Below are 20,380 nucleotides of genomic sequence, written 5' to 3'. Positions count from 1 at the left end.
CTCCTTCTGTGTGGCAAGCGTTTTCAGGTAAGGGTCAGGTGAAGTCGGACCCGCCGTCGACGTTGATGTTGGCGCCGGTCATGTAGGAGTTGCGCCGTGAGGCCAGGAAGGCGGCGACCGGGCCGATCTCCTCGGGAAGTCCCGCGCGCGGCATGTGCGCCGGGTGGCCGAAGTGCTCGGCGATGGCGTCCATGAGGCGATACGGATCGTCGCCGTCGACACCGACCGACTTCGCCCAGCCGACCAGGGACTCGGAAGCGATGCTGCCCGGGGAGATCACGTTGACCAGTATCTCGTCCTTGGCAAGCAGCAGGGACAGGTTCTTGGAGACGCTGGTCAGCATCGCCTTGGCCCCCGTGTAGGCGGGCAGCATGACGCTCTGCCGCTGCGTGGAGTGCGCCGAGAAGTTGACGATGCGCGCCCATTCGGCCTTGCGCAGCAACGGAAGTGCGGAGCGGACACAGCGGACCATGCCCATCACGCCGTCCTCGACGGATTGCCGCCACTGGTCGTCGGTCAACTGCTCGAACGTTCCGGGCGCTCCCGGCCCCACCGTGTTGACGAGCGCGTTCAGTTCACCGTCCCACCGCTCGGCGAGTTCTGCGAACGCATTGTCGACCGCGGCGGCGTCACCGATGTCGGCAACGAGGCCGAGCGCGTCCGGGCTGCCGCGGCCGGTCAATTCGATGACCGCCGCGTCGAGCGCTCCGCGGCTGCGCCCGATCACCGCGACGCGGGCGCCCTCCTCGGCGAGGCAACGGGCCGCGGCGAAACCCATGCCCCGACTGCCGCCGACGACCACCGCGGTGGCATCAGCAAGGCCTAGATCCATGGCACGCGCGCCTAGCCTTCTTTACCAAAAAGCCTACGATAGGTATTACAGTAGCAGACGGACAAACGCTGGAACGCTGTCGTCGGAAGGTCACCGGTAGCGTCGACGTCGGAGGGAGGTGCCCACAGTGGCGAAGCAGGCAACCGCGGACAAGCGTCAACGGCGCGAACGCGGATCCATCAATCCCGACGACATCATCAGCGGCGCATTCGAACTCGCGGAACAGGTGTCGATCGACAACCTGAGCATGCCGTTGCTCGGAAAGCACCTCGGAGTCGGCGTCACCAGCATCTACTGGTACTTCCGCAAGAAGGACGATCTGCTCAACGCCATGACCGACCGCGCGTTGAGCAAGTACGTGTTCGCCACGCCCTACGTCGAAGCCAGCGACTGGCGCGAGACGCTGCGCAACCATGCGCGCCTGATGCGGAAGACGTTCATGGGCAACCCGATTCTGTGCGACCTGATCCTGATCCGCGCGGCGCTCAGCCCCAAGGCCGCGCGACTGGGCGCCCAGGAGATGGAACGCGCGATCGCCAACCTCGTCGAGGCCGGCCTGTCACCGGAGGACGCGTTCGACACCTACTCGGCGATGTCGTTGCACGTGCGCGGATCGGTGGTGCTGCACCGACTTTCGGAGAAGAATCAGTCGGCGGACAGCGACTCCCGCAGCTTCGAGGACACGATGGCCATCGATCCGGGAACCACGCCCCTGCTGGCCAAGGTGAGCGCGCAGGGTCACCGGATCGGGGCTCCGGACGACACCAACTTCGAGTACGGGCTCGCTTGCATCCTCGACCACGCCAGCCGTCTCATCGAACAGGCCGCGAAGGCGTCGACGTCGGCACGCCAACGCAAGGCGACGGCCAAGTCACCCACTCCGCGCGCACGGGGCCGGGCGTCCGCAACAAAGTGACGTTGGCGACAGGAGCATTCGCCCCGACGTCTCTGCGCGAGACGCCATGCTGTTGCCGACCACCTGCAGCAGCGCCGGTTTGACAGAAGCGACTTAACCGTTCGGGTCCCGGTAAGTGAAACTTGGTGGCGCGCAAGCGGAAAGGCGCCTAAGGCACCCGCGTCCAGGGCTGGCAGTTCTGCGACTCGAAGGCCTTGACCGACGTGTTGATGTTCGCGTACATCGGACCGATCGAGGTGTTCGTCTGCAGCACGTGCTCCTTGTTCGCGTCGGGCGTGCTGTAGGTGAACCACGAGCACATCGATCCCTGGGTCGGCACGTCGTTGATCCACACGCCGAAGGCCGAGCCCGACCCGCCCGTGTGGTAGAGGCCGGGTGCGATGTCGGTCCCCACCACAAAGATTCCGTTGCCGGGGATCGGGTCCAGGAGGTCGGCGACCGCGGGGGGTGCGACGGCAACCGTGACCGCGGCTGCAACGAAGGCCGCTGATGCGCGAAGCAGTTGGGACATGGTTCTCTCCAATTGTCATCCCCCGCGAGAGCAGCCTAGCTCAGGGCGACGTCGGGGGGACCCGATCCACGACCACGCCCCGTGCGGTGAGGTGATCGATCAGCGGAACGGCGCCGGCGGCGAGATGTTCGGACATCGCCGCGCGCGCCAGCCCCTCGTCGCGCCGCTTCAGCGCCGACAGGATTCGCCGATGATGTCTGATCGACTGCTCCGGCCAGCCCTCGATGGCGGGAAACACCGATTCCGGTGCGTACCGGGTGATTTGCGACATCAGCTGCGCGAGCTTGGGTGAATCGGCGGCGACGTTGATGGCCCGGTGAAACTCATGGTTCAGACGTACCGTCCGCTCGTGGTCGTCACCGGCGTAGGCCTCCTCCAGCCGGGCCTGAATCTCCTTCAGCTCCGCCAACTGCTCGTCGGTGACGTTTTGCGCCGCCCGTGCGGCCAGCTCACCCCCGACGTGGGCCTGCACGTCGGCCACATCGGTGACGTCGCGCCCGGTCACCGGCAACACCACGAAGCCGCGACGCGGCTGCTGGGTTATCAGACCCTCCGCGCGCAGCGCGAAAAGCGCTTCCCGCACGGGCGTGACACTGATCCCCAGCTCCGCGGCCAACTGGTCGAGGCGGATGAATGTTCCGGCGACGTAGGTGCCGTCGAAGATCCGGGCGCGGATCACGCGGGCGACGTCGTCGGAAAGCTGCGGCCGCACGGCGAAATCGGGGGCGCTCATCGCGTCACACCTGATACTCGGCGAGCAATCGCTTGCTGATGATCGACTTCTGGATCTCGCTGGTGCCCTCGCCGATGAGCAGGAACGGCGCGTCGCGCATCAACCGTTCGATCTCATACTCCTTGGAGTAGCCGTAGCCGCCGTGGATCCGGAAGCTCTGCTGGGTGACCTCCGAGCAGAACTCGCTGGCAAGGTACTTCGCCATGCCGGCGGCGACGTCGTTACGCTCCCCCGAATCCTTTAGCCGCGCCGCGTTGACCATCATCAGGTGGGCCGCTTCCACTTTGGTCGCCATCTCCGCGAGCTGGAACGCGATCGCCTGGTGGTCGGCGATCGGCTTGCCGAAGGTGTGGCGCTGCTGTGCGTAGCGGACCGCGAGCTCGAAGGCGCGGATGCCGACACCGCAGGCCCGCGCCGACACGTTGACCCGGCCCACCTCGATGCCGTCCATCATTTGGAAGAAGCCCTGGCCCGGTGTGCCGCCCAGCACGTCCGCGGGGCTCGCCTGGTAGCCGTCGAATACGAGCTCGGTGGTGTCGATGCCCTTGTAGCCCAGCTTGTCGATCTTGCCCGGGATGACCAGCCCCGGCAGGACTTCGCCGAAGCCCGTTGGCTTTTCGACGAGGAAGGCGGTCAGGTTGCGGTGCGGCTTGTCGGCGCCTTCGTCGGTGCGGACCAGCACGGCGATCAGCGTGGAGCTGGCGCCGTTGGTCAGCCACATCTTCTGGCCGGTGATGGTGTAGCCGCCCTCCGGATTGCGCTTCGCCCGCGTGCGGATCGCGGCCACGTCGGACCCCAGCTCCGGCTCCGACATGGAGAAGGCCCCGCGCGTCTCGCCGGTCGCCATGCGCGGCAGGAAACGTTGCTTCTGCGCGTCCGTGCCGTGCTGGCGCAGCATGTAGGCGACGATGAAGTGGGTGTTGAGCACGCCGGACACGCTCATCCAGCCGCGCGCCAGCTCCTCGACGCACAGGGCGTACGTGAGCAGCGACTCCCCCAGCCCGCCGTACTCCTCCGGGATCATCAGGCCGAACAGGCCCATGTCACGCATCCGGTCGACGAGGTGCTGCGGGTAGGTGTCGCCGCGCTCGAGGTCCGCGGCGTTAGGGATCACTTCCTTTTCGACGAATTGCCGCACCGTGGCGATGATCTCGTTCTGCAACTCCGTCAGGCCGAGGGTCTGTGCCAGCTTGGTCATGGGCTCCCGTCTCCTATCGTTCCCGCGCTCGTCAGGCGAGCGATGTCGGCGTCGGTCAGCCCCAGGGAGTCGGCGAGGACGTCGGCCGTGTCGTGGCCGAGGGTCGGCGCGGCGGCGCAGGCGGGGTGGTGACCGTCGAGCGCGACCGGCGACCCGGGGGCGAGATAAGTGCCGACGCCCGGTTGGTCCAGCAGCGAAAAAAGTGGATTAGCGGTCACTTTCGGCCCCGAGGCCGCCTCGGCGAAGGTGTGGTACCGCTCGAACAGCACCGTGGTGCCCGACAGCGCGGCGGTGATCTCCTCGGCCGTGTGCTCGGCAAACCAGGTGCCGAACAGGCCCGACAGCACGTCGCGGTACCGGTAGCGGTCGCCCTCGGACCCGAAGTCGACGCCGAGGGCGTCTGCGAGCGCCGACACCGCGGCCCCCGTGCCCGTGACCTCGACGAGGTCGCGAAAGTGCCGACCCGTCAGCGTCACCACCATGAATTCGGCGCCGTCCCGGCCGCTGAAGTTCTGGCCGTACTGGCCGTAGATGGCGTTGCCCAGACGTTCCCGTTGCGTCCCGTTGACCTGCGGCTCGGTCAGCAGCCCCAGGTTGCCCGCGGTGGCCAGCGCGACGTCCTCGAGCGCGAGGCTGACCCGCGCGCCCTGCCCGCACCGGTCCCGCCGGCGCACGGCCGTGACGACCGCCAGCGCGGCGTAGAGGCCGCAGCACACGTCCCAGGCCGGGAGCACGTGATTGATCGGACCGCCATGGTCGGCCGGCCCGGTGACGAGCGGAAAGCCGACGCCCGCGTTCACCGTGTAGTCCACGCCGGTCGAGCCGTCGCCGCGGCCCAGCAGCTGCACGTGGATGACGTCGGAGCGCTGGGCCTCGAGCCGCTCGTGGCTGAGCCACGACAGGCCGGCGGCGTTGGTCACCACGATGCCGTCGCCCTCGACGATGAGTCGCTGCACCAATTCCTGGCCGTCCGCCGACCGCAGATCGACGGTGACCGAGCGCTTGCCCTTGTTCAGGCCGGTCCAGTAAATCGACGTGCCGTCCTGAGCGAGCGGCCAGCGACGGAAGTCCGAGGCGCCGCCGATCGGGTCGATTCGAATCACTTGCGCGCCAAGCTGAGCCAACGTCATGCCGCACAGTGGCGCGGCGACGAAGCTCGACACCTCCACCACCGTGAGCCCGCTCAGCGGCAGCGCCGCGGTCATGTCGAGCCGACCCGTTCGAAGACCGCGGCCAGTCCCTGGCCGCCGCCGATGCACATGGTCTCCAGCCCGTACCGGGCCCCGCGGCGGTTGAGCTCGCGCGCGAGCGTGGCCAGCATCCGCCCGCCCGTCGCGCCGACCGGATGCCCGAGCGAGATGCCGGACCCGTGCACGTTGGTGCGGTCGTGGTCGGCGGGCCCGAAGTTCCATTCCCGCATCACGGCGAGCGCCTGCGCCGCGAAGGCTTCGTTGAGTTCGATGAGGTCGATGTCGCTCAGGCGCAGGCCGGCCCTGGCGAGCGCCGCCTCGGTCGCCGGCACCGGACCGATGCCCATGACATTGGGCGCCACGCCGGCCAGCCCCCACGACACCAGCCGCACCAAGGGCGTCAGGCCGTGCTCCTCGGCCTTCTCGGGCGTCGTCACGACGCACATCGACGCCGCGTCGTTCTGGCCGCTGGCGTTGCCCGCCGTCACCGTCGCCTCCGGATCATCCTTCAGCAGAACGGGTTTCAGCTTGCTCAACGACTCCACCGTGGTGTCGGCGCGGGGGTGTTCGTCGGTGTCGATCGTTTCCTCGCCGTGTCGGCCGCGCACCGTGACCGCGATGATCTCCTCGGCCAGGATGCCGTTCTTCTGCGCGGCCACGGCGCGCTGGTGCGAGCGCACGGCGAGCTCGTCCTGCTCCTCACGCGAAATGCCGTACTGGCGGCGCAGGTTCTCGGCGGTCTCCAGCATGCCTCCGGGCACCGGATAGTTGCGGCCGCCTGCGGTGGTGCGGCCTCGGGCCAGCCCGTCGTGCACGTTGATGCCGCTGCGCGCTCCGCCCCAGCGCATGTCGGTGGAGTAGAAGGCGACGTTGCTCATGCTTTCGCAGCCGCCGGCGATGACGAGATCGTGGTCCCCGTTGCCGACCTGCAGGCAGGCCTGGATCACCGCTTGCAGCCCAGAACCGCAGCGCCGGTCGACCTGCATGCCCGGAACCGTCACGGGCAGGCCGGAATCCAGCGCCACCACGCGACCGATCGCCGGCGCCTCGCTGCTGGGATAGCAGTGCCCGAGGACGACGTCGTGCACCGCCTCGGGCGCGAGGCGCGTCCGGGCCAGCAGACCCGTCAGCGCGGCGACACCCAGGTCGACGGCGGTGAGCGCCTTGAACATCCCGCCGTACCGGCCGATCGGCGTGCGCAGCGGTTCGCAGATGACTGTTTCACGCATCCCGGGCCCCTAGATGTGCCGGCCGCCGGTGACTTCCATGACGGTGCCCGTCATGTACGAGGAGAGGTCGGAGGCCAGGAACAAGGCGACGCCGGCGACTTCGCTGGGCTCACCGGCGCGGCCCATCGGGATCTCGGCGACCTTCTGGTCCCAGATGCGTTGCGGCATGGCCTCGGTCATGGCCGAGCGGATCAAACCGGGCGCGATGGCGTTCACGCGCACCCCGAGGTAGGCCAACTCCTTGGCCGCCGCCTTGGTCATCCCGACGATGCCGGCCTTGGCCGCCGAATAGTTGGTCTGGCCCACCATGCCGACCTTGCCCGACACCGACGACATGTTCACGATCGCGCCGCGCTTCTGTTCGCGCATGACGGCGGCGGCCAGCCGGATGCCGTTCCACGTGCCCTTCAGATGGACGTCGATCACCTGGTCGAACTGCTCTTCGGTCATCTTGCGCATCGTCGCGTCCCGGGTGATGCCGGCGTTGTTCACCATGACGTCCAGCCCGCCGAAGCGGTCGACCGAGGCGCGGATCAACGCGTCCACCTCGTCGGCGCGAGTCACGTTGCACTGCAATGCGATCGCGGTGTCGTCGCCGCCCAGTCTCTTGGCCGCGGCTTCGGCCGCCTCCAGGTTGAGGTCACCGAGCACGACGCGCGCGCCTTCGGCCACGAACCGTTCCGCGATGGCCAATCCCAGGCCCTGCGCACCGCCCGTGATCACTGCGGCCTGTCCGTTGAGCAACGACACCGTGACCAGCCTCCCTTGGCTCCCGGAGTGGGCGGACCCCCACACCGGGGCAATATCGTATTTCATATAGGATCCGTTTGGGAGCCGGGGTGCCCGTCCCCGGCGCATGAGGAGCGCCTGTCACATGTCCACCGCCGAAGCCAACGAAGTCCCCGACGACGATTTCGCGGAGATCCTTGCCCAGACCCGCCACTTCGTCCGCACCGCGGTGGTGCCCCGCGAGCAAGAGATCATGGCCGACGATCGCGTGCCCGACGATCTGCGTGAACAAGCAAAGAAGATGGGCCTGTTCGGATACGCGATACCGCAGCGGTGGGGCGGCCTCGGGCTGAACCTGGTCCAGGATGTCGAACTGGCCATGGAACTCGGCTATACGTCGTTGGCGGTGCGCTCGATGTTCGGCACCAACAACGGCATCGCGGGCCAAGTCCTCGTCGGCTTCGGCACCGACGAGCAGAAGAACCGCTGGCTCGAACCGATGGCGTCGGGAGACGTCGTCGCCTCGTTCGCGTTGACCGAACCCGGCGCCGGATCGAACCCGGCGGGCCTGCGCACCAAGGCCGTTCGGGACGGGGACGACTGGGTGATCTCCGGGCAGAAGCGGTTCATCACCAACGCCCCCACGGCCGACCTGTTCGTGGTCTTCGCCCGCACCCGGCCTGCCGACGACCGCGAAGCGGGGATCGCCGTCTTCCTCGTCCCGGCGGATGCCACCGGCGTCGAGGTCGGCGCGAAGGACGCCAAGATGGGCCAGGAGGGCGCCTGGACGGCGGACGTCAGCTTCGACGACGTCCGCGTCGGCGGGGACGCGTTGATCGGCGGGGCGGAAGACATCGGCTATCGCGCCGCACTGACCTCGCTGGCGCGCGGGCGCGTGCACATCGCCGCGCTCGCCGTGGGTGCCGCACAGCGGGCACTCGACGAGTCGGTGTCTTATGCGGCCACCGCGACGCAGGGCGGGGCCCCGATCGGAAGTTTCCAGTTGGTGCAGGCGATGCTCGCCGATCAGCAGACCGGGGTGATGGCGGGGCGCGCGCTCGTCCGCGACGCCGCACAGCAGTGGGTGACCAACTCCGACCGGCGAGTGGCGCCGTCGGCCGCCAAGGTCTTCTGCACCGAAATGGCCGGGAAGGTTGCGGATCTCGCGGTGCAGATCCACGGCGGCAGCGGTTACATGCACGGCGTCCCGGTCGAACGGATTTACCGCGACGTGCGGCTGCTGCGGCTCTACGAGGGCACCAGCGAAATCCAGCGTCTGATCATCGGTTCAAGCCTGGTCAAGGCGGCCCGGCAATAAGCGGGCCCGTCCGGGAATAGCCTCGGCGAACCGGCGTTCCTAGTCCGCATGAGAAGTTTCAGCGAAGCCGAACGCCAGGAATTCCTTGCCGACAAGCATGTCGCGGTGCTGTCCGTCGCCGCAGACGGGCGTCCGCCCGCCAGCGTCCCGATCTGGTACGACTACACCCCCGGCGGCAACATCCGGATCGGTACCGGCGCCGCGAGCCGCAAGGCCCGGCTCATCGAGCGCGCCGGTGCGGTGACGCTGGTGGTGCAGCGCGAGGAGCCTCCGTATCAGTACGTGGTGGTGGAGGGCACCGTCGTGCAGACGGACAACCCCGCCCCGGCGGACGTGCAGGAGGCCATCGCCATCCGCTACCTCGGTGAGGAGGGCGGCCGCGCCTTCGTCCAAAGCATGGAGGGCGTCGAGGAGGTCATGTTCACCATCCGCCCCGACCGCTGGCTGAGCGCGGACTTCACCGGCGACCTGTAGGCCGGAGCGCTTTCCGGGCGGAAATCTACGCGCATCCGCTGATGTTTTTGGCGCTGCGCCGGTCGCATGCTGGCTACCATGAGCGGGATCGAGTGGAGCGACCTGGGCGTAGACGACGCGATGAACCAGCCCGTGCCGACCGGCACCGTGACGCTGTTGCTGGCCGACGTCCAAGGGTCGACTCAGCTGTGGCAGTCCCAGCCCGACGAGATGACCGCGGCGATCACCCATCTCGATCGGACGCTGGCCGAACTCGTGGTGGAACACCGCGGCGTCCGCCCGGTCGAGCAGGGTGAGGGCGACAGTTTCGTCATCGCGTTCAGTCGCGCGTCCGACGCGGTGTGTTGCGCGCTTGCGCTGCAGCGGGCTCCCCTGGCGCCGTTGCGTCTGCGCATCGGCGTCCACACCGGCGAGGTGCAGCTGCGCGACGAGAACAACTACGTCGGGCCGGCCATCAACCGGACCGCGCGTCTGCGCGAACTCGCGCACGGCGGGCAAACGGTGCTGTCAGGGACCACCGGCGACATCATCGCCGACACGCTCCCCCGGGACGCCTGGCTCGCCGACCTCGGCACTCACGCGTTGCGCGACCTGCCCCGGCCCGAGCGGGTGGTGCAGCTCTGCCATCCCGACCTGTGCAACGATTTCCCCCCGCTCCGGATCCGCGAAAATGTTTCGGCGCAACACCTTCCGCTGCAGCTGACCAGTTTCGTGGGCCGCGAGAACGAAATGGCCGAGGTGCGGGAAGTGCTTGCGAACAACAGGCTGGTGACGTTGACGGGCGCCGGTGGCGTCGGCAAGACCCGGCTGGCGACACAGGTAGCGTCCTCGGTGGCAGACGCGTACGAGGACGGTGCCTGGTACGTGGACCTCGCCCCGATCACCGACCCGGGACTGGTTCCTCTCACGGTGGCTCGGGCACTGGGATTGCCGGACCAGCCCGGGCGCTCCGCTGAGAAGAGCGTGCTGCAGTTCATCGGCGGCCGGCACATGCTGGTTGTCGTCGACAACTGCGAGCACCTGCTGGACGCCAGCGCGACGCTGATCACCGCGTTGCTGGAAGCCTGCCCGCGGCTGACGGTCCTGACGACCAGCCGCGAGCCGATCGGGATGCCCGGTGAGGTGACGTGGCGGGTGCCGTCGTTGTCCCTGGACGCAGATGCCGTCCAGTTATTCGGCGAGCGTGCCGCGCATGCCCGGACCGGCTTCACCGTCGACGATCACACCGCGCCCATAGTGGGCGAGATATGCCGACGCCTCGACGGCATGCCCCTGGCGATCGAATTGGCGGCCGCACGGGTCCGCGCGTTGTCGCCCAACGAGATTCTGGCCGGCCTCCAGGATCGGTTCCGCTTGCTGACCGGCGGGTCACGCACGGCGGTACGCCGCCAGCAGACGTTGCGGGCCTCGGTGGACTGGTCGCACGCGCTGTTGACCGACCCCGAGCGGATCCTGTTCCGCCGGCTTGGGGTGTTCATGAGCGGGTTCGACCTTGAAGCGTGCCGCGAAGTCGCGTGTGACAGCGATTTGGCGGCACATCAGGTGCTGGATGTGCTGGCACTCCTGGTCGACAAGTCACTGGTTATCGCCGAGTCCGCCGGCGGTGCAACGCGGTACCGACTGCTCGAGACGATCCGCCAGTACGCGCAGGAGAAACTCGGTGAGTCCCCCGAGTCCGTGGCCGTTCGGGACCGGCATCGCGATCACTACACCGCATTGGCGGCCGCCCTCGACGCACCGGAGAACAGCGGCATGGAGCGTCTGCTCGACCGGGTGGAATTCGAACTCGACAATCTCCGCGGCGCGTTCGGGTGGAGCCGTGAATGCGCGGACACTTCGAGCGCTCTGCAACTCGCGGCATATCTGTGGCCTTACTGGCTGACGCGGGGCCGCCTCAAGGAAGGATCCGACTGGCTTGACGCAGCCCTGGCCGATGCGGACATCGAGGGCGCAGCGGTGGCCCCCGCGGCGATGGCCCGAGCCATGGCAGACAAGGCTTTTCTCGACAACATGCGCGACGGGACTAGCCTCGCACGGGCTCAGGATTCGCTGGCGATAGCCCGACGGTTGGACGATCCCGCGCTTGTCCTGCGAGCTCTCGCCGCGTGCGGTCGTGTGGCGGCTAACAACTCCGGCCTCGCCGGCAAATACCTCTCCGAGGCGGAAGAGTTGGCCCGCGCCATCGGCGATCGATGGCGGCTGACCCTCGTCCTCTACAGCAAGGCGTTGACGGCAATGCTGGGTGCGGGTGATCTCGATGCTGCAGATGCGGCCGCGAAAGCGGGCCGGGCGCTCGCCGACGAGATCGGAGACCGGGGCTATTCGCGGGGCTGCCGGTGGTGCCTGAACGGGGTGCGGTGGGTGCGCGGGGACATCGCTCGCGCCGAGGCCCAGCACCGCGAGTTGGTGAACGAAGCCGACGCGGCGCACGCGCTGATCTGGCAGGTCTCCGCCCGCGGGGGACTCTGTCATGTCCTGACTCATAGCGGGCGTGCAGACGAAGGACGCGCTTTTGCGCTCGAGGCGTTGGAGGGTGCCGCCGAGATCGGCAGGTACATGGAGGGCACCGTGTATGCGGCACTGTCCTTCGCGGCGCTGGCGAGTGGCGACGTCGATGCGGCGACCGATGCCGGCGAGGCCGTGCGCGAACTATTCGGTGACTCGGGGTTGCAACAGCTTGCGACCACAACGGTCAAGCCCGGGGCCCAGGTCGCCCTTGCCCGCGCGGATTTGGCGTCCGCCCGTCGCCTGGCCGACGAGGACGTCGCCGTCGCGCGCGGCTGGTTCATGGTGCAGGCCTTACTCACCAGAGCGCGCGTGGCGCTAGCGGAGCATCAAGCGGGTCAGGCCGAACGCGATCTACACGATGCACTGGCCGGTGCCGCCGAGACACGGGCCCACCTCTTCACTGCCGATCTTCTGGAGTGCCTCGCCACTGTGGCCCTCGGCGCCGGCAATACTCTCGAAGCAGCAAGGCTTCTCGGTGCCGCGGACGCGACCCGCCGACGCACGGGCATCGTCCGCTTCCGGATCTACGACGCCGAGTACGAGGCCTGCGTGGAGGCGACCCGTGATGCATTGTCAGATTCCGACTTCCGCACCGCCTGGGACGCGGGCGCAGCCATGTCCACCGAGGACGGGATCTCCTACGCCCGCCGTGGGCGCGGCGAGCGCAAACGGCCGCCCAGCGGTTGGGACTCGCTGACCCCGACCGAACACGACGTCGTCCGGCTCGTCCGGGAAGGACTGGGCAACAAAGACATCGGCGATCGGCTCTTCATCTCGCCGCGGACCGTGCAGACGCATCTCACGCACGTCTACGCCAAATTGGGGCTGTCATCGCGGATGCAGTTGGCCCAGGAGGCGGCGCGCCGGTCAACCGGCGATTAGCTCGAGCGTTCCGAGGTCACGGATGGCCTGGCAGCCCCGCCGCAGCATGGTGAGCACCATGTCGTCGCCGCGCTCGGTGGCGGCGGCGAAGGCGAACCCCAGCGCGGAGATGAGCGGCGCCTGCAGCACCCCGAGACGATAATCGCGCCAGCATGTTTCACGGTCGTAGCCGCTCACCCCATACCGCGTCAGCGCGTCGTGATAGTCGGCGACGAGACGTCCCTCGATGCCTTTGCGCACATCCGGGCTCAGGCTCGTCGCAATGAAGTAGGCGAGGTCCCTGGCCGGCAGACCCACCCCCAGCGTCTGCCAGTCGACGATGCTCACCCGCGTGCGATCAGGGTCGAACAGCATGTTGTCGAGGCGGTAGTCACCGTGCAGTAAGGCAAACCGGTCATACTCGGCCAGCAGCCACGGCTCCACCAATCCCATTGCCGAACCCAAAGTTTCGCGATCCTCCGGGCTCAGTCGATCACCGAGTTTGTCGAGCGTGATCTCGGCGCTCATCCGCGCGACCTCGCCCATTCCCGCCGCACCCGCTTCGTCCGGGCGCGCGAACGCGATACCGGGAAAGTCAAGCCAGCGAGGATCACACCAACTCGGCGCATGCAGGCCGGCCAGGGCGCCGACCGCCAGGCGCGCCTCCTGTTCGCCGCAGCCCTGGAGTTGGTCGCCCTGCACCGCCGGCGCCTGATCGGCCAGCAGCAGAGCGAAATCCATTGCGTCGTCGCTGATCTCGCAGTAGAAGCACTGCGGCGTCGACACCCGGACCCGGTCGGCCACGGACCGGTAGAAGGCGCACTCGCTGCGATAGCCGATCACCACCCGGTCGCGCACGGTGTCGTCCTGGGCCGGCAGCTTGATGACGAACGTGCCGGGCAGCTCCCCCGGGTCCGTCGCGTAACGCGCGGTCACCCGGTAGGTCGCCCCGGTCTGCCCCGTGCCGATGGCGACCACGTCCACCCCGGAGACGTCGACGGGGGCGCCGTGTTGGCTGAGCGCCGCCGAGAGCCATTGCGGCGTCACATCGCCGGGATACCGCGGAATGGACACCACAGCACTCACCACACGCCTCCAGCCTCCGGACGGCTGCGTCCGACCGACATACTGTAAGGCATACGGCAGGGGACCCAGGGCGTGGTCAGTCGGTGGCGTTACCCATCGCGCGGCCGGCCCTCCAGTACGCGCGCGCATGAACGGCCGACTTCGGCAGGCGGAACTCTCCCCGCAGCCGCGATTTCACGTGCTTGAGCGCCGTCGCCTCCGGCGTCGCCCACGCGTACCAGCCCGACCAGTCACGGTCCTCGATCGCCGCGGCCAACGACTTCTCGTCGCGGCGATCCACCCACTGCACTCGCAGCCGGGGATGCTCCGCCACCGGGATCAAGGTGTCGTCGTCGTCGTGCCGTTCGAGGTACATCGCGATGGGCACCTCGTCGGGCACGATGCCGACAATGCCGTTCATCGCCGGGATCGACGCCGAGTCGCCGATCAGCAGATAGCCGGCCGGTTGCTCGGTCGGCACTTCGAACCGGGAGGAGCCCATGAGCGACGTGACCGCGATGGTCGTGGCGGGTTCCACCGTCCGCGCCCACCGCGACGCCGGACCCGCCGGTTCGTGCAGCACCACGTCGACCGCGAAGCGGCCGGCGGCGACATCCGACTCGGAGATCGTGTAGGCGCGCTGGAATTCGGTGCTGGACCCGTCGGGGTCCGGGAACCAAAACCGCAGCCACGCCGCGGGTTCGGCCTTCACGTCGTCGAACAGCGTCGACGACTCCATGCGCACCCGGACGAAGTGCGGGGCAATGCGTATCGTCTCGAGAACCGTCGCCTTGTGGTCGCGAGCGCCCAGACCCCGCAACACCACGCCCTGCAAGCCCCGCGCCATCGGCACTCCCTTTCGTCGCCTACAAACTAAGGGTTGCCTAACCTTTGGTCAACTTGGATCCCCGGCTCAGTACCCTGGCCGTATGAAAGCGCAGGCGGTGCCACCGGTGTTGCTCTACGACGGCGTCTGCGGGATCTGCAACTGGGCGGTGCGCACCGTGCTGCGGTTCGATCGGGATGGCACCCTGCGGTTCGCGCCCCTCGACAGCGACTTCGCCCGAGCGATCATCGATCGGCACCCGGAGATCGAGGGCGTCGATTCCGTGGTGTTCGTGGACGGCCCCGGGGGCGCCGCCGAGCGGGTGGCGGTGCGGTCGGAAGCAGCGCTGCGGGTGGTCGATTATCTCGGCGGCCGGTGGAAGCTGTTGGGCGCCGCCCGCCTGCTGCCGGCGCCCCTGCGCGACCGGCTCTACGACGGGCTCGCCCACATCCGCTACCGCGTGTTCGGCCGGTACGACAGCTGCCCTCTGCCGCCGCCGGAGGTCCGCGCCCGGTTCGTGGGATAACTAGTCAGAGTCGATGGCGAGGTCCGCCGCCGATTCCTTCCGCTTCAGCTCGGCCAGCTCATAGTCCTCCGCGGCCGCCTTGCGATGGAACATCGCGGACTCGCGGTGCGCCTCGGTGTGCGAGACGCCTTGACGCACGGTTCGCTCTTGGACCGCGGCCAGTCGCTCGTGGCTGCGCGCGGATTCCTCGAAGCTGGCCGCGGCTAAAAACCCCGCCAGGGCGGCGCGTTCGCGGGCCTGTGCCACGTTCCGTTCCGCCCGCTCCACCTCGTCGGCTGTGAACACTTCCTCGTCTTCCATTGCCATGGACATTCCCCTTCGTCCCGTGCAATTGCGGGTACCCGGGACGCGGCGAATGACTCACCTCGTCGGCGACGCGTTTAGCCGGTCGCCATGGGGGTAATTGGAGTGCATTGCACAAGCGTCAGTTGACTTCCCAAGGAGGTGCGGGCCGATGAGCGTCGACGTCTGCGCCGCATGTGGCTATCCCACTATCGGCCCCGAGCTCTGTGCGTTCTGCCGTCCGGTGGAGATGCTGCGCGGAGACCAGACCTTCGGTCCTATTCCTTTCGCCGCCCCCTTTGCCTCGCCGACCTGGCTGGGTCCGGACGCGGCCCTCTCGGCTTAAGCTGTAGCGCAAGCAAACCCGCACGCAAGCGCGTGCGTAGGGCGCCGGTGATCCAGTTGTGCGGGCGGAGGGACTCGAACCCTCAAGCTCTTTCGAGCAATGGCACCTAAAGCCATCATGTTTGCCAATTTCATCACGCCCGCGGCGGAGCCGATCGTACCGCCCGGCCGTGCTACGTAGCCGGGCAACGCTGTGGCGAGGGGATCGAGCGGTACCGTCAAAGGGTGTCCACCACCCGCCGTCACCGGCCCGCGCTGATCGCTCTGGTGATCGTCGCCGCCTGCGGTTGCCTGGCGTTGGGGTGGTGGCAGTGGAGCCGGTTCCAATCGGTGTCGGGCACATTCCAGAACCTCGGTTATGCCCTGCAATGGCCGCTGTTCGCCTGGTTCTGCGTCTACGCCTACCGCAAGTACGTCCGTTACGAAGAGCAGCCACCCGAACCGCACACGAGCGGAACGATCACCGAGATTCCCGCCGGGCTGCTGCCGGAGCGCCCGAAGGCTACGGGGTCGGAGCCCGAGGATCCGGCCTTGCGGGAGTACAACGCTTACCTTGCCGAACTCGCGAAGCAGGATGACGCCGAACGGCAGAACAGGACGACCGCATGACGACCCCCGACACTTCCGGAGCCGCGGCCGCAGCGCCCGCCGAGAAGATTCGCGGCCCGCTGCTCGCCTACCGCGTCATGGCGTGGGCGACGGGACTCTGGCTCATCGCCCTGTGCTACGAAATCGTGTCGCACTTGGCTTTCCACCACGAGATCCGCTGGATCGAGGTGGTGCACGGCTGGGTGTACTTCGTCTACGTGTTGGCGGCCTTCAACCTCGCGGTGAAAGTCCGTTGGCCAATTGCCAAAACGATCGGCGTGCTGCTCGCCGGCACCATCCCGCTGCTGGGCATCATCGTCGAGCACTTCCAGACTAAGGACGTCAAGGCCCGCTTCGGGCTGTAGCGCCAGAGCGTGCGGCTGGCCTCACGCTCGCTCCCCTAGGCCAGGTCGCGAAGCGCGGGCAGCAGCAACGCCAGCGCGCCGCCGCGATGCGACACCGCGTCCTTCTCCTCCGGGCTGAGCTGCGCCGCGGTGCGGTCGTCACCGTCGGGAACGAAGACCGGGTCGTAGCCGAACCCGCCGGAGCCGCGGGGCTCGCGCGCGATGTGACCACGCCACTCCCCGCGCACGACGACCTCGCCGGACGCAGAGACGAGCGCGCAGGCCGAGACGAACGCCGCGCCGCGCCGCTCGTCTGGCACGTCGCGCAACTGCGCCAGCAGCAGCTCGGTGTTGGCCGCGTCATCGCCGTGCCTGCCCGACCACCGCGCCGACAGCACGCCGGGCATTCCGCGCAGGGCCGCCACTTCAAGTCCAGAGTCGTCGGCCACCGACGCGAGGCCGGTCGCGGCGAACGCGTCACGCGCCTTGGCGAGGGCGTTGTCCTCGAAGGTCGCGCCCGTCTCGGGTGCCTCGTCGAACGGCGTCACGTCATCGAGCGACAGCAGGGTGAAACCGGGCAGGCCGGCGCGGTCGAGCACCCGGCGCAGCTCGGCCAGCTTCTTGGGGTTGCGGCTGGCAACCAGCAGGCGTGATGATCGCAAGCGCGGCGAAGCCGGGCGCGGCGGGTCATCACCATCGTGCATGCTCAGGTGCCGAACGCCTTCGGCGGCGGCGGTCCCTCGGGCAGGACGCCCGGGTAAGGCAGCGCCAGCGCCTCCCGCTGGGCGACGAACAACTGCTCGCAGGCGCCGAGGGCGGCGTCGAGCAGCTTGTCCAACGTCGAGCGCGGGAACGTCGCCCCCTCGCCGGTGCCCTGCACCTCCACGAGCGTCCCGGTGTCCGTGGCGACGACGTTCATGTCGACCTCGGCGCGCGAGTCCTCCTCGTAGGGCAGGTCCACCCGGATCCGGCCGTCGACCACGCCGACGCTCACGGCCGCGATCGCGCACGACAGCGGCCGCGGGTCGGACAGCTTGCCCGCCGCCGCCAGGTAGGTCACCGCGTCGGCCAACGCCACGAAGGCGCCCGTGATCGCGGCGGTGCGGGTGCCGCCGTCGGCCTGCAGCACGTCGCAGTCGACGGCGATCGTGTTCTCCCCCAGCGCCCGCAGGTCGATGCACGCGCGCAGCGACCGGCCGATCAGCCGGCTGATCTCCTGGGTGCGCCCGGACAGGCGGCCTTTGACGGCCTCGCGGTCGGAGCGCGTGTGCGTGGCCGAGGGCAGCATCGCGTACTCCGCGGTGAGCCAGCCCAGGCCCGAACCCTTGCGCCAGCGCGGGACCCCCTCGGTCACGCTGGCCGTGCACATCACCTTGGTGTGCCCGAATTCGATCAGCACGGATCCCGCCGGGTGATCGGTGAACCCGCGGGTGATGACAACGGGGCGAAGCTCGTCGTCAAGGCGGCCGTCTTCTCGTCTGGTCACGACGCCAACCCTAACCGCTCGGCTCAGACCCTCTCGGAGTGGCGGACATCGAACGTCTCGCCGCAGACCACCGCGTGCACGGGACCGTCGAACTCGGCCTTGGCTTCGCTGATCACGTCCTCACGCGACGTCCACGGCGGGATGTGCGTCAGCAACAACTCCCGAACACCGGCCTCGGCCGCGGCCCGCCCGGCCTCGGTTCCCGACAGGTGCAGGGCGGGCGGACGATCCGCGGCGTGCGTCCAGGAGGCCTCGCAGAGGAAGACGTCGGCGTCGCGCGCCAGCTCGACCAACTGGTCGCAGACACCGGTGTCGCCGCTGTAGACGAACGAGGCGCCGCTGGGGTCGGTGATCCTCATGCCGTAGGACTCGGTCGGGTGGGCCACTATGCGCGGCAACACCGTCAGCGCCCCGAACTGCACCGGCTCGTTGTCCACCCAGTGCCGGACGTCGAAGATGTCCGAGCAGTCGTCGATCTCGCCGCCGTACGGTGACGACGCCGCGCCTAGGCGCGACCAGGTGTCGCTGGGTCCGTACAGCATCGCCTTGCCGGCGGGCTTGGCCGGGTGGTAGCGCCGCCACACGAACAGCCCCGGGAGGTCAAGGCAGTGGTCGGCGTGCAGGTGCGTGAGAAGAACGTTGACGGAACTGGGGTCGGCGTAGCGCTGCAGCGCGCCCAGCACGCCGCCGCCGAAATCAAGGACGAGCGGCGGGGTGTCCGGCGCGCGGAGCAGGTAACCCGACGCAGGCGAATCCGGCCCCACCACGCTGCCCGAGCAGCCGAGCACGGTTATTCGCACGGACACTACTGTGCCATGCCCGATAGCACGATGACGAAAACATCGCCGCATTGATGTGATCAGAATCTCGCTCGCCCTCGCGGGCGCGGGCGGACCGCGCGACGCGGGCCGGCACCGAGTACTAGCGCGCGCCGAACTGGTGTACCGGCTGCACGCCGGTCACCGCCGGACCGAGGAATCGCGCCGCCAATTTGGTGAACGCCTCGGGGTCGCCGGTGGCCTCGAATACCCGCGCCGCCGGGGGCGCGTCATGGGGTCGCAGCAGGTCGCGCTTGGTGAGCACGCGCAGCACTTCCTTGGCGGTCTCCTCGGCGCTGGACACCAGCGTGACGGTGTCGCCCATCGCGAGTTGGATGATTCCGGAGAGCAGCGGGTAATGCGTGCAGCCGAGCACCAGGGTGTCGACCTGTGCGCGCTGCAGCGGCTCGAGATAGCCCTCGGCCAGTCCCAGCACCTGACGCCCGCTGGTCACGCCGCGCTCGACGAAGTCCACGAATCGGGGGCAGGCCACCGCGGTGATCTCGGTGTCGCGGGCGGCCGCGAACGCGTCCTGGTAGGCGTGCGAGTCGATGGTCGCCCGGGTGCCGATGACCCCGATGCGGTTGTTGCGCGTGGCGGCGACCGCGCGGCGCACGGCCGGGAGGATCACCTCGACGACGGGGACGTCATAGCGCTCGCGCGCATCGCGCAGGCATGCGGCGGACGCGGTGTTGCACGCGATCACGAGCGCCTTCACGCCCCGCCCGACGAGGTCGTCGGCGATGGCGAGCGCGTGCGCGCGGATCTCCGGGATGGTCAGCGGGCCGTACGGACCGTTGCGGGTGTCACCGACGTAGATCAGGTTCTCGTCGGGCAGCTGGTCGATGATGGCCCGGGCGACGGTCAGCCCGCCCACGCCGGAGTCGAAGATCCCGACGGGCGCCTCGGATGAGCTCATGTCTTCGGACGCCCGCTGCCCGCTTTGCGCGCCGCCCGCGCTTTGCGTTCCGGCGCCGACAACATGTACGCGGCGACGACGCCGGCGATCGCCCCCGACAGATGGCCCTGCCACGAGACGCCGCCGCACTGGTGCAGCACGGGCATCGCCCCGAGCAGGACACCACCGTAGGCGAACAGGACCACCAGCCCGATGACGATGTTCGACACCCGGCGCACGAAGAGTCCGAATACCAACAGGAAGGCCAGATAGCCGAAGATCAGGCCGGACGCCCCGATGTGGTCCGTCGGGCCGCAGGAGCTGCCCACGTTCCCGATGAGCCACGTGCCGAAGCCGCCCAGAACCCAGATAATCACGGTGGCCCAGACGAACCGGGACAGGCCCGCCAGCGTCATGAGGAACCCGAGCACCAGGAGCGGGACGGTGTTGGCCGCGAGGTGCTGCCAGTTCGCGTGCAACACCGGCGCGAAGATGATGCCCCACAGGCCGTCGGCGGTCAGCGGCCTGATCCCGTTGGAGTCGAGCCTGCCGCCGTCGAGCTGGTCGATCAGCTCGACGAGGTACAGCAACGCCACGAAGGTGAGGATCGTGGCCCCGCCGACCACCCACTCCGGCCGCTTGCCCTGGGTCGACGGCGCGCCGGAACGTCGCGTGCTCCTACCCATAGCTGACCTTTCAGAGC

Annotated in this window: 22 protein-coding genes, 1 tRNA gene and 1 pseudogene; 8 read left to right on the top strand and 16 right to left on the bottom strand. The window is 68.5% G+C overall.

Going from position 1 to position 20,380, the window contains the following annotated elements:
* Positions 1–34: 34 nt before the first annotated feature.
* Positions 35–832, bottom strand: coding sequence for an SDR family NAD(P)-dependent oxidoreductase (locus GPY60_RS01770; RefSeq protein ID WP_156685848.1), 798 nt, complete (start codon positions 830–832; stop codon positions 35–37).
* A 127-nt stretch (positions 833–959) separates the two neighbouring features.
* Between GPY60_RS01770 and GPY60_RS01765 the strand changes: the two genes are divergently transcribed.
* Complete coding sequence (locus GPY60_RS01765) at positions 960–1,748, top strand: TetR/AcrR family transcriptional regulator (RefSeq protein WP_156685847.1); 789 nt, start codon at positions 960–962, stop codon at positions 1,746–1,748.
* A 148-nt stretch (positions 1,749–1,896) separates the two neighbouring features.
* Here GPY60_RS01765 and GPY60_RS01760 read toward each other — a convergent pair whose 3' ends face one another.
* From GPY60_RS01760 to fabG, 6 genes are read right to left on the bottom strand one after another with little or no spacing between them, the layout of a single operon-like run.
* Positions 1,897–2,259 carry a hypothetical protein gene (locus tag GPY60_RS01760; protein WP_156685846.1) on the bottom strand — a complete coding sequence of 121 codons (363 nt, stop codon included), beginning with the start codon at positions 2,257–2,259 and terminating at the stop codon, positions 1,897–1,899.
* Positions 2,260–2,299: 40 nt separating this feature from the next.
* On the bottom strand, positions 2,300–2,992 hold the full coding sequence (locus GPY60_RS01755; RefSeq protein ID WP_156685845.1) for a GntR family transcriptional regulator: 693 nt from the start codon (positions 2,990–2,992) through the stop codon (positions 2,300–2,302).
* Positions 2,993–2,996: 4 nt separating this feature from the next.
* A complete protein-coding gene (locus tag GPY60_RS01750; protein WP_156685844.1) occupies positions 2,997–4,190 on the bottom strand; it encodes an acyl-CoA dehydrogenase family protein in 1,194 nt (397 codons plus the stop codon).
* Entirely contained in the window at positions 4,187–5,395 is a 1,209-nt protein-coding gene (locus GPY60_RS01745) for a CoA transferase (protein WP_156685843.1), read from the bottom strand. The genes GPY60_RS01750 and GPY60_RS01745 overlap by 4 nt, the downstream gene beginning before the upstream one ends.
* Complete coding sequence (locus tag GPY60_RS01740; protein WP_156685842.1) at positions 5,392–6,609, bottom strand: acetyl-CoA C-acetyltransferase; 1,218 nt, start codon at positions 6,607–6,609, stop codon at positions 5,392–5,394. Before GPY60_RS01740 ends, GPY60_RS01745 begins: the two co-directional genes overlap by 4 nt.
* A gap of 9 nt (positions 6,610–6,618) precedes the next feature.
* Complete coding sequence (gene fabG / locus GPY60_RS01735; protein WP_231639247.1) at positions 6,619–7,368, bottom strand: 3-oxoacyl-ACP reductase FabG; 750 nt, start codon at positions 7,366–7,368, stop codon at positions 6,619–6,621.
* Between the two features lie 115 nt (positions 7,369–7,483).
* On the opposite strand from fabG, the gene GPY60_RS01730 reads away from it, so the two are divergent.
* The 3 genes from GPY60_RS01730 (at position 7,484) to GPY60_RS01720 (ending at position 12,520) form a co-directional block, all read left to right on the top strand.
* Positions 7,484–8,656, top strand: coding sequence for an acyl-CoA dehydrogenase family protein (locus GPY60_RS01730; protein WP_156685840.1), 1,173 nt, complete (start codon positions 7,484–7,486; stop codon positions 8,654–8,656).
* Between the two features lie 48 nt (positions 8,657–8,704).
* Positions 8,705–9,130, top strand: coding sequence for a pyridoxamine 5'-phosphate oxidase family protein (locus GPY60_RS01725; protein WP_156685839.1), 426 nt, complete (start codon positions 8,705–8,707; stop codon positions 9,128–9,130).
* Between the two features lie 66 nt (positions 9,131–9,196).
* Positions 9,197–12,520 carry a helix-turn-helix transcriptional regulator gene (locus tag GPY60_RS01720; RefSeq protein ID WP_370462635.1) on the top strand — a complete coding sequence of 1,108 codons (3,324 nt, stop codon included), beginning with the start codon at positions 9,197–9,199 and terminating at the stop codon, positions 12,518–12,520.
* Here GPY60_RS01720 and GPY60_RS01715 read toward each other — a convergent pair.
* Positions 12,506–13,576 carry a phosphotransferase family protein gene (locus tag GPY60_RS01715; RefSeq protein ID WP_231639245.1) on the bottom strand — a complete coding sequence of 357 codons (1,071 nt, stop codon included), beginning with the start codon at positions 13,574–13,576 and terminating at the stop codon, positions 12,506–12,508. The genes GPY60_RS01720 and GPY60_RS01715 overlap by 15 nt on opposite strands.
* 100 nt (positions 13,577–13,676) lie before the next feature.
* Positions 13,677–14,411, bottom strand: a pseudogene (locus tag GPY60_RS01710) (siderophore-interacting protein); the annotation flags it as partial.
* An 82-nt stretch (positions 14,412–14,493) separates the two neighbouring features.
* On the opposite strand from GPY60_RS01710, the gene GPY60_RS01705 reads away from it, so the two are divergent.
* A complete protein-coding gene (locus GPY60_RS01705) occupies positions 14,494–14,916 on the top strand; it encodes a thiol-disulfide oxidoreductase DCC family protein (protein ID WP_156685837.1) in 423 nt (140 codons plus the stop codon).
* Here the strand turns inward: GPY60_RS01705 and GPY60_RS01700 are convergent, their stop codons facing one another.
* Positions 14,917–15,222 (bottom strand): hypothetical protein, encoded by a 306-nt coding sequence (locus GPY60_RS01700; protein ID WP_197283503.1) that lies wholly within the window; start codon positions 15,220–15,222, stop codon positions 14,917–14,919.
* 148 nt (positions 15,223–15,370) lie between these two features.
* On the opposite strand from GPY60_RS01700, the gene GPY60_RS01695 reads away from it, so the two are divergent.
* On the top strand, positions 15,371–15,544 hold the full coding sequence (locus tag GPY60_RS01695) for a hypothetical protein (protein ID WP_156685835.1): 174 nt from the start codon (positions 15,371–15,373) through the stop codon (positions 15,542–15,544).
* Positions 15,545–15,603: 59 nt separating this feature from the next.
* On the opposite strand, the gene GPY60_RS01690 is transcribed toward GPY60_RS01695, so the two are convergent.
* Positions 15,604–15,687, bottom strand: a tRNA-Leu gene (locus GPY60_RS01690).
* Between the two features lie 81 nt (positions 15,688–15,768).
* Between GPY60_RS01690 and GPY60_RS01685 the strand changes: the two genes are divergently transcribed.
* Positions 15,769–16,152 carry a hypothetical protein gene (locus GPY60_RS01685; RefSeq protein WP_156685834.1) on the top strand — a complete coding sequence of 128 codons (384 nt, stop codon included), beginning with the start codon at positions 15,769–15,771 and terminating at the stop codon, positions 16,150–16,152.
* Positions 16,149–16,496 carry a DUF3817 domain-containing protein gene (locus GPY60_RS01680; protein WP_156685833.1) on the top strand — a complete coding sequence of 116 codons (348 nt, stop codon included), beginning with the start codon at positions 16,149–16,151 and terminating at the stop codon, positions 16,494–16,496. The genes GPY60_RS01685 and GPY60_RS01680 overlap by 4 nt, the downstream gene beginning before the upstream one ends.
* 35 nt (positions 16,497–16,531) lie before the next feature.
* Here GPY60_RS01680 and rdgB read toward each other — a convergent pair whose 3' ends face one another.
* The 5 genes from rdgB to GPY60_RS01655 form a co-directional block, all read right to left on the bottom strand.
* Positions 16,532–17,137 (bottom strand): RdgB/HAM1 family non-canonical purine NTP pyrophosphatase, encoded by a 606-nt coding sequence (gene rdgB / locus GPY60_RS01675; RefSeq protein ID WP_231639229.1) that lies wholly within the window; start codon positions 17,135–17,137, stop codon positions 16,532–16,534.
* A 44-nt stretch (positions 17,138–17,181) separates the two neighbouring features.
* Positions 17,182–17,961, bottom strand: a complete 780-nt coding sequence (gene rph / locus GPY60_RS01670; protein WP_156685831.1) for a ribonuclease PH — start codon at positions 17,959–17,961, stop codon at positions 17,182–17,184.
* Positions 17,962–17,984: 23 nt separating this feature from the next.
* Positions 17,985–18,767, bottom strand: a complete 783-nt coding sequence (locus tag GPY60_RS01665) for a cyclic nucleotide-degrading phosphodiesterase (protein WP_197283502.1) — start codon at positions 18,765–18,767, stop codon at positions 17,985–17,987.
* Between the two features lie 115 nt (positions 18,768–18,882).
* Positions 18,883–19,698 (bottom strand): glutamate racemase, encoded by an 816-nt coding sequence (murI, locus tag GPY60_RS01660; RefSeq protein WP_156685829.1) that lies wholly within the window; start codon positions 19,696–19,698, stop codon positions 18,883–18,885.
* Complete coding sequence (locus GPY60_RS01655) at positions 19,695–20,363, bottom strand: rhomboid family intramembrane serine protease (RefSeq protein ID WP_156685828.1); 669 nt, start codon at positions 20,361–20,363, stop codon at positions 19,695–19,697. The genes murI and GPY60_RS01655 overlap by 4 nt, the downstream gene beginning before the upstream one ends.
* Positions 20,364–20,380: the final 17 nt, after the last annotated feature.

It is taken from the genome of Mycobacterium sp. Marseille-P9652, assembly GCF_902652685.1.
Taxonomy (GTDB): domain Bacteria; phylum Actinomycetota; class Actinomycetes; order Mycobacteriales; family Mycobacteriaceae; genus Mycobacterium.
The sequence above is the reverse complement of the archived record's forward strand: the minus strand, read 5'-3'. Positions and strand labels throughout refer to the sequence as shown.

Excerpts from the sequence above, each read along its gene's own strand:
- GPY60_RS01770 (WP_156685848.1), bottom strand. The coding sequence starts at position 832 with ATGGATCTAGGCCTTGCTGATGCCACCGCGGTGGTCGTCGGCGGCAGT.
- GPY60_RS01760 (WP_156685846.1), bottom strand. The coding sequence starts at position 2,259 with ATGTCCCAACTGCTTCGCGCATCAGCGGCCTTCGTTGCAGCCGCGGTC.
- GPY60_RS01755 (WP_156685845.1), bottom strand. The coding sequence starts at position 2,992 with ATGAGCGCCCCCGATTTCGCCGTGCGGCCGCAGCTTTCCGACGACGTC.
- GPY60_RS01750 (WP_156685844.1), bottom strand. The coding sequence starts at position 4,190 with ATGACCAAGCTGGCACAGACCCTCGGCCTGACGGAGTTGCAGAACGAG.
- GPY60_RS01745 (WP_156685843.1), bottom strand. The coding sequence starts at position 5,395 with ATGACCGCGGCGCTGCCGCTGAGCGGGCTCACGGTGGTGGAGGTGTCG.
- GPY60_RS01740 (WP_156685842.1), bottom strand. The coding sequence starts at position 6,609 with ATGCGTGAAACAGTCATCTGCGAACCGCTGCGCACGCCGATCGGCCGG.
- GPY60_RS01730 (WP_156685840.1), top strand. The coding sequence starts at position 7,484 with ATGTCCACCGCCGAAGCCAACGAAGTCCCCGACGACGATTTCGCGGAG.
- GPY60_RS01725 (WP_156685839.1), top strand. The coding sequence starts at position 8,705 with ATGAGAAGTTTCAGCGAAGCCGAACGCCAGGAATTCCTTGCCGACAAG.
- GPY60_RS01720 (WP_370462635.1), top strand. The coding sequence starts at position 9,197 with ATGCTGGCTACCATGAGCGGGATCGAGTGGAGCGACCTGGGCGTAGAC.
- GPY60_RS01705 (WP_156685837.1), top strand. The coding sequence starts at position 14,494 with ATGAAAGCGCAGGCGGTGCCACCGGTGTTGCTCTACGACGGCGTCTGC.
- GPY60_RS01700 (WP_197283503.1), bottom strand. The coding sequence starts at position 15,222 with ATGGCAATGGAAGACGAGGAAGTGTTCACAGCCGACGAGGTGGAGCGG.
- GPY60_RS01695 (WP_156685835.1), top strand. The coding sequence starts at position 15,371 with ATGAGCGTCGACGTCTGCGCCGCATGTGGCTATCCCACTATCGGCCCC.
- GPY60_RS01680 (WP_156685833.1), top strand. The coding sequence starts at position 16,149 with ATGACGACCCCCGACACTTCCGGAGCCGCGGCCGCAGCGCCCGCCGAG.
- murI (WP_156685829.1), bottom strand. The coding sequence starts at position 19,698 with ATGAGCTCATCCGAGGCGCCCGTCGGGATCTTCGACTCCGGCGTGGGC.
- GPY60_RS01655 (WP_156685828.1), bottom strand. The coding sequence starts at position 20,363 with ATGGGTAGGAGCACGCGACGTTCCGGCGCGCCGTCGACCCAGGGCAAG.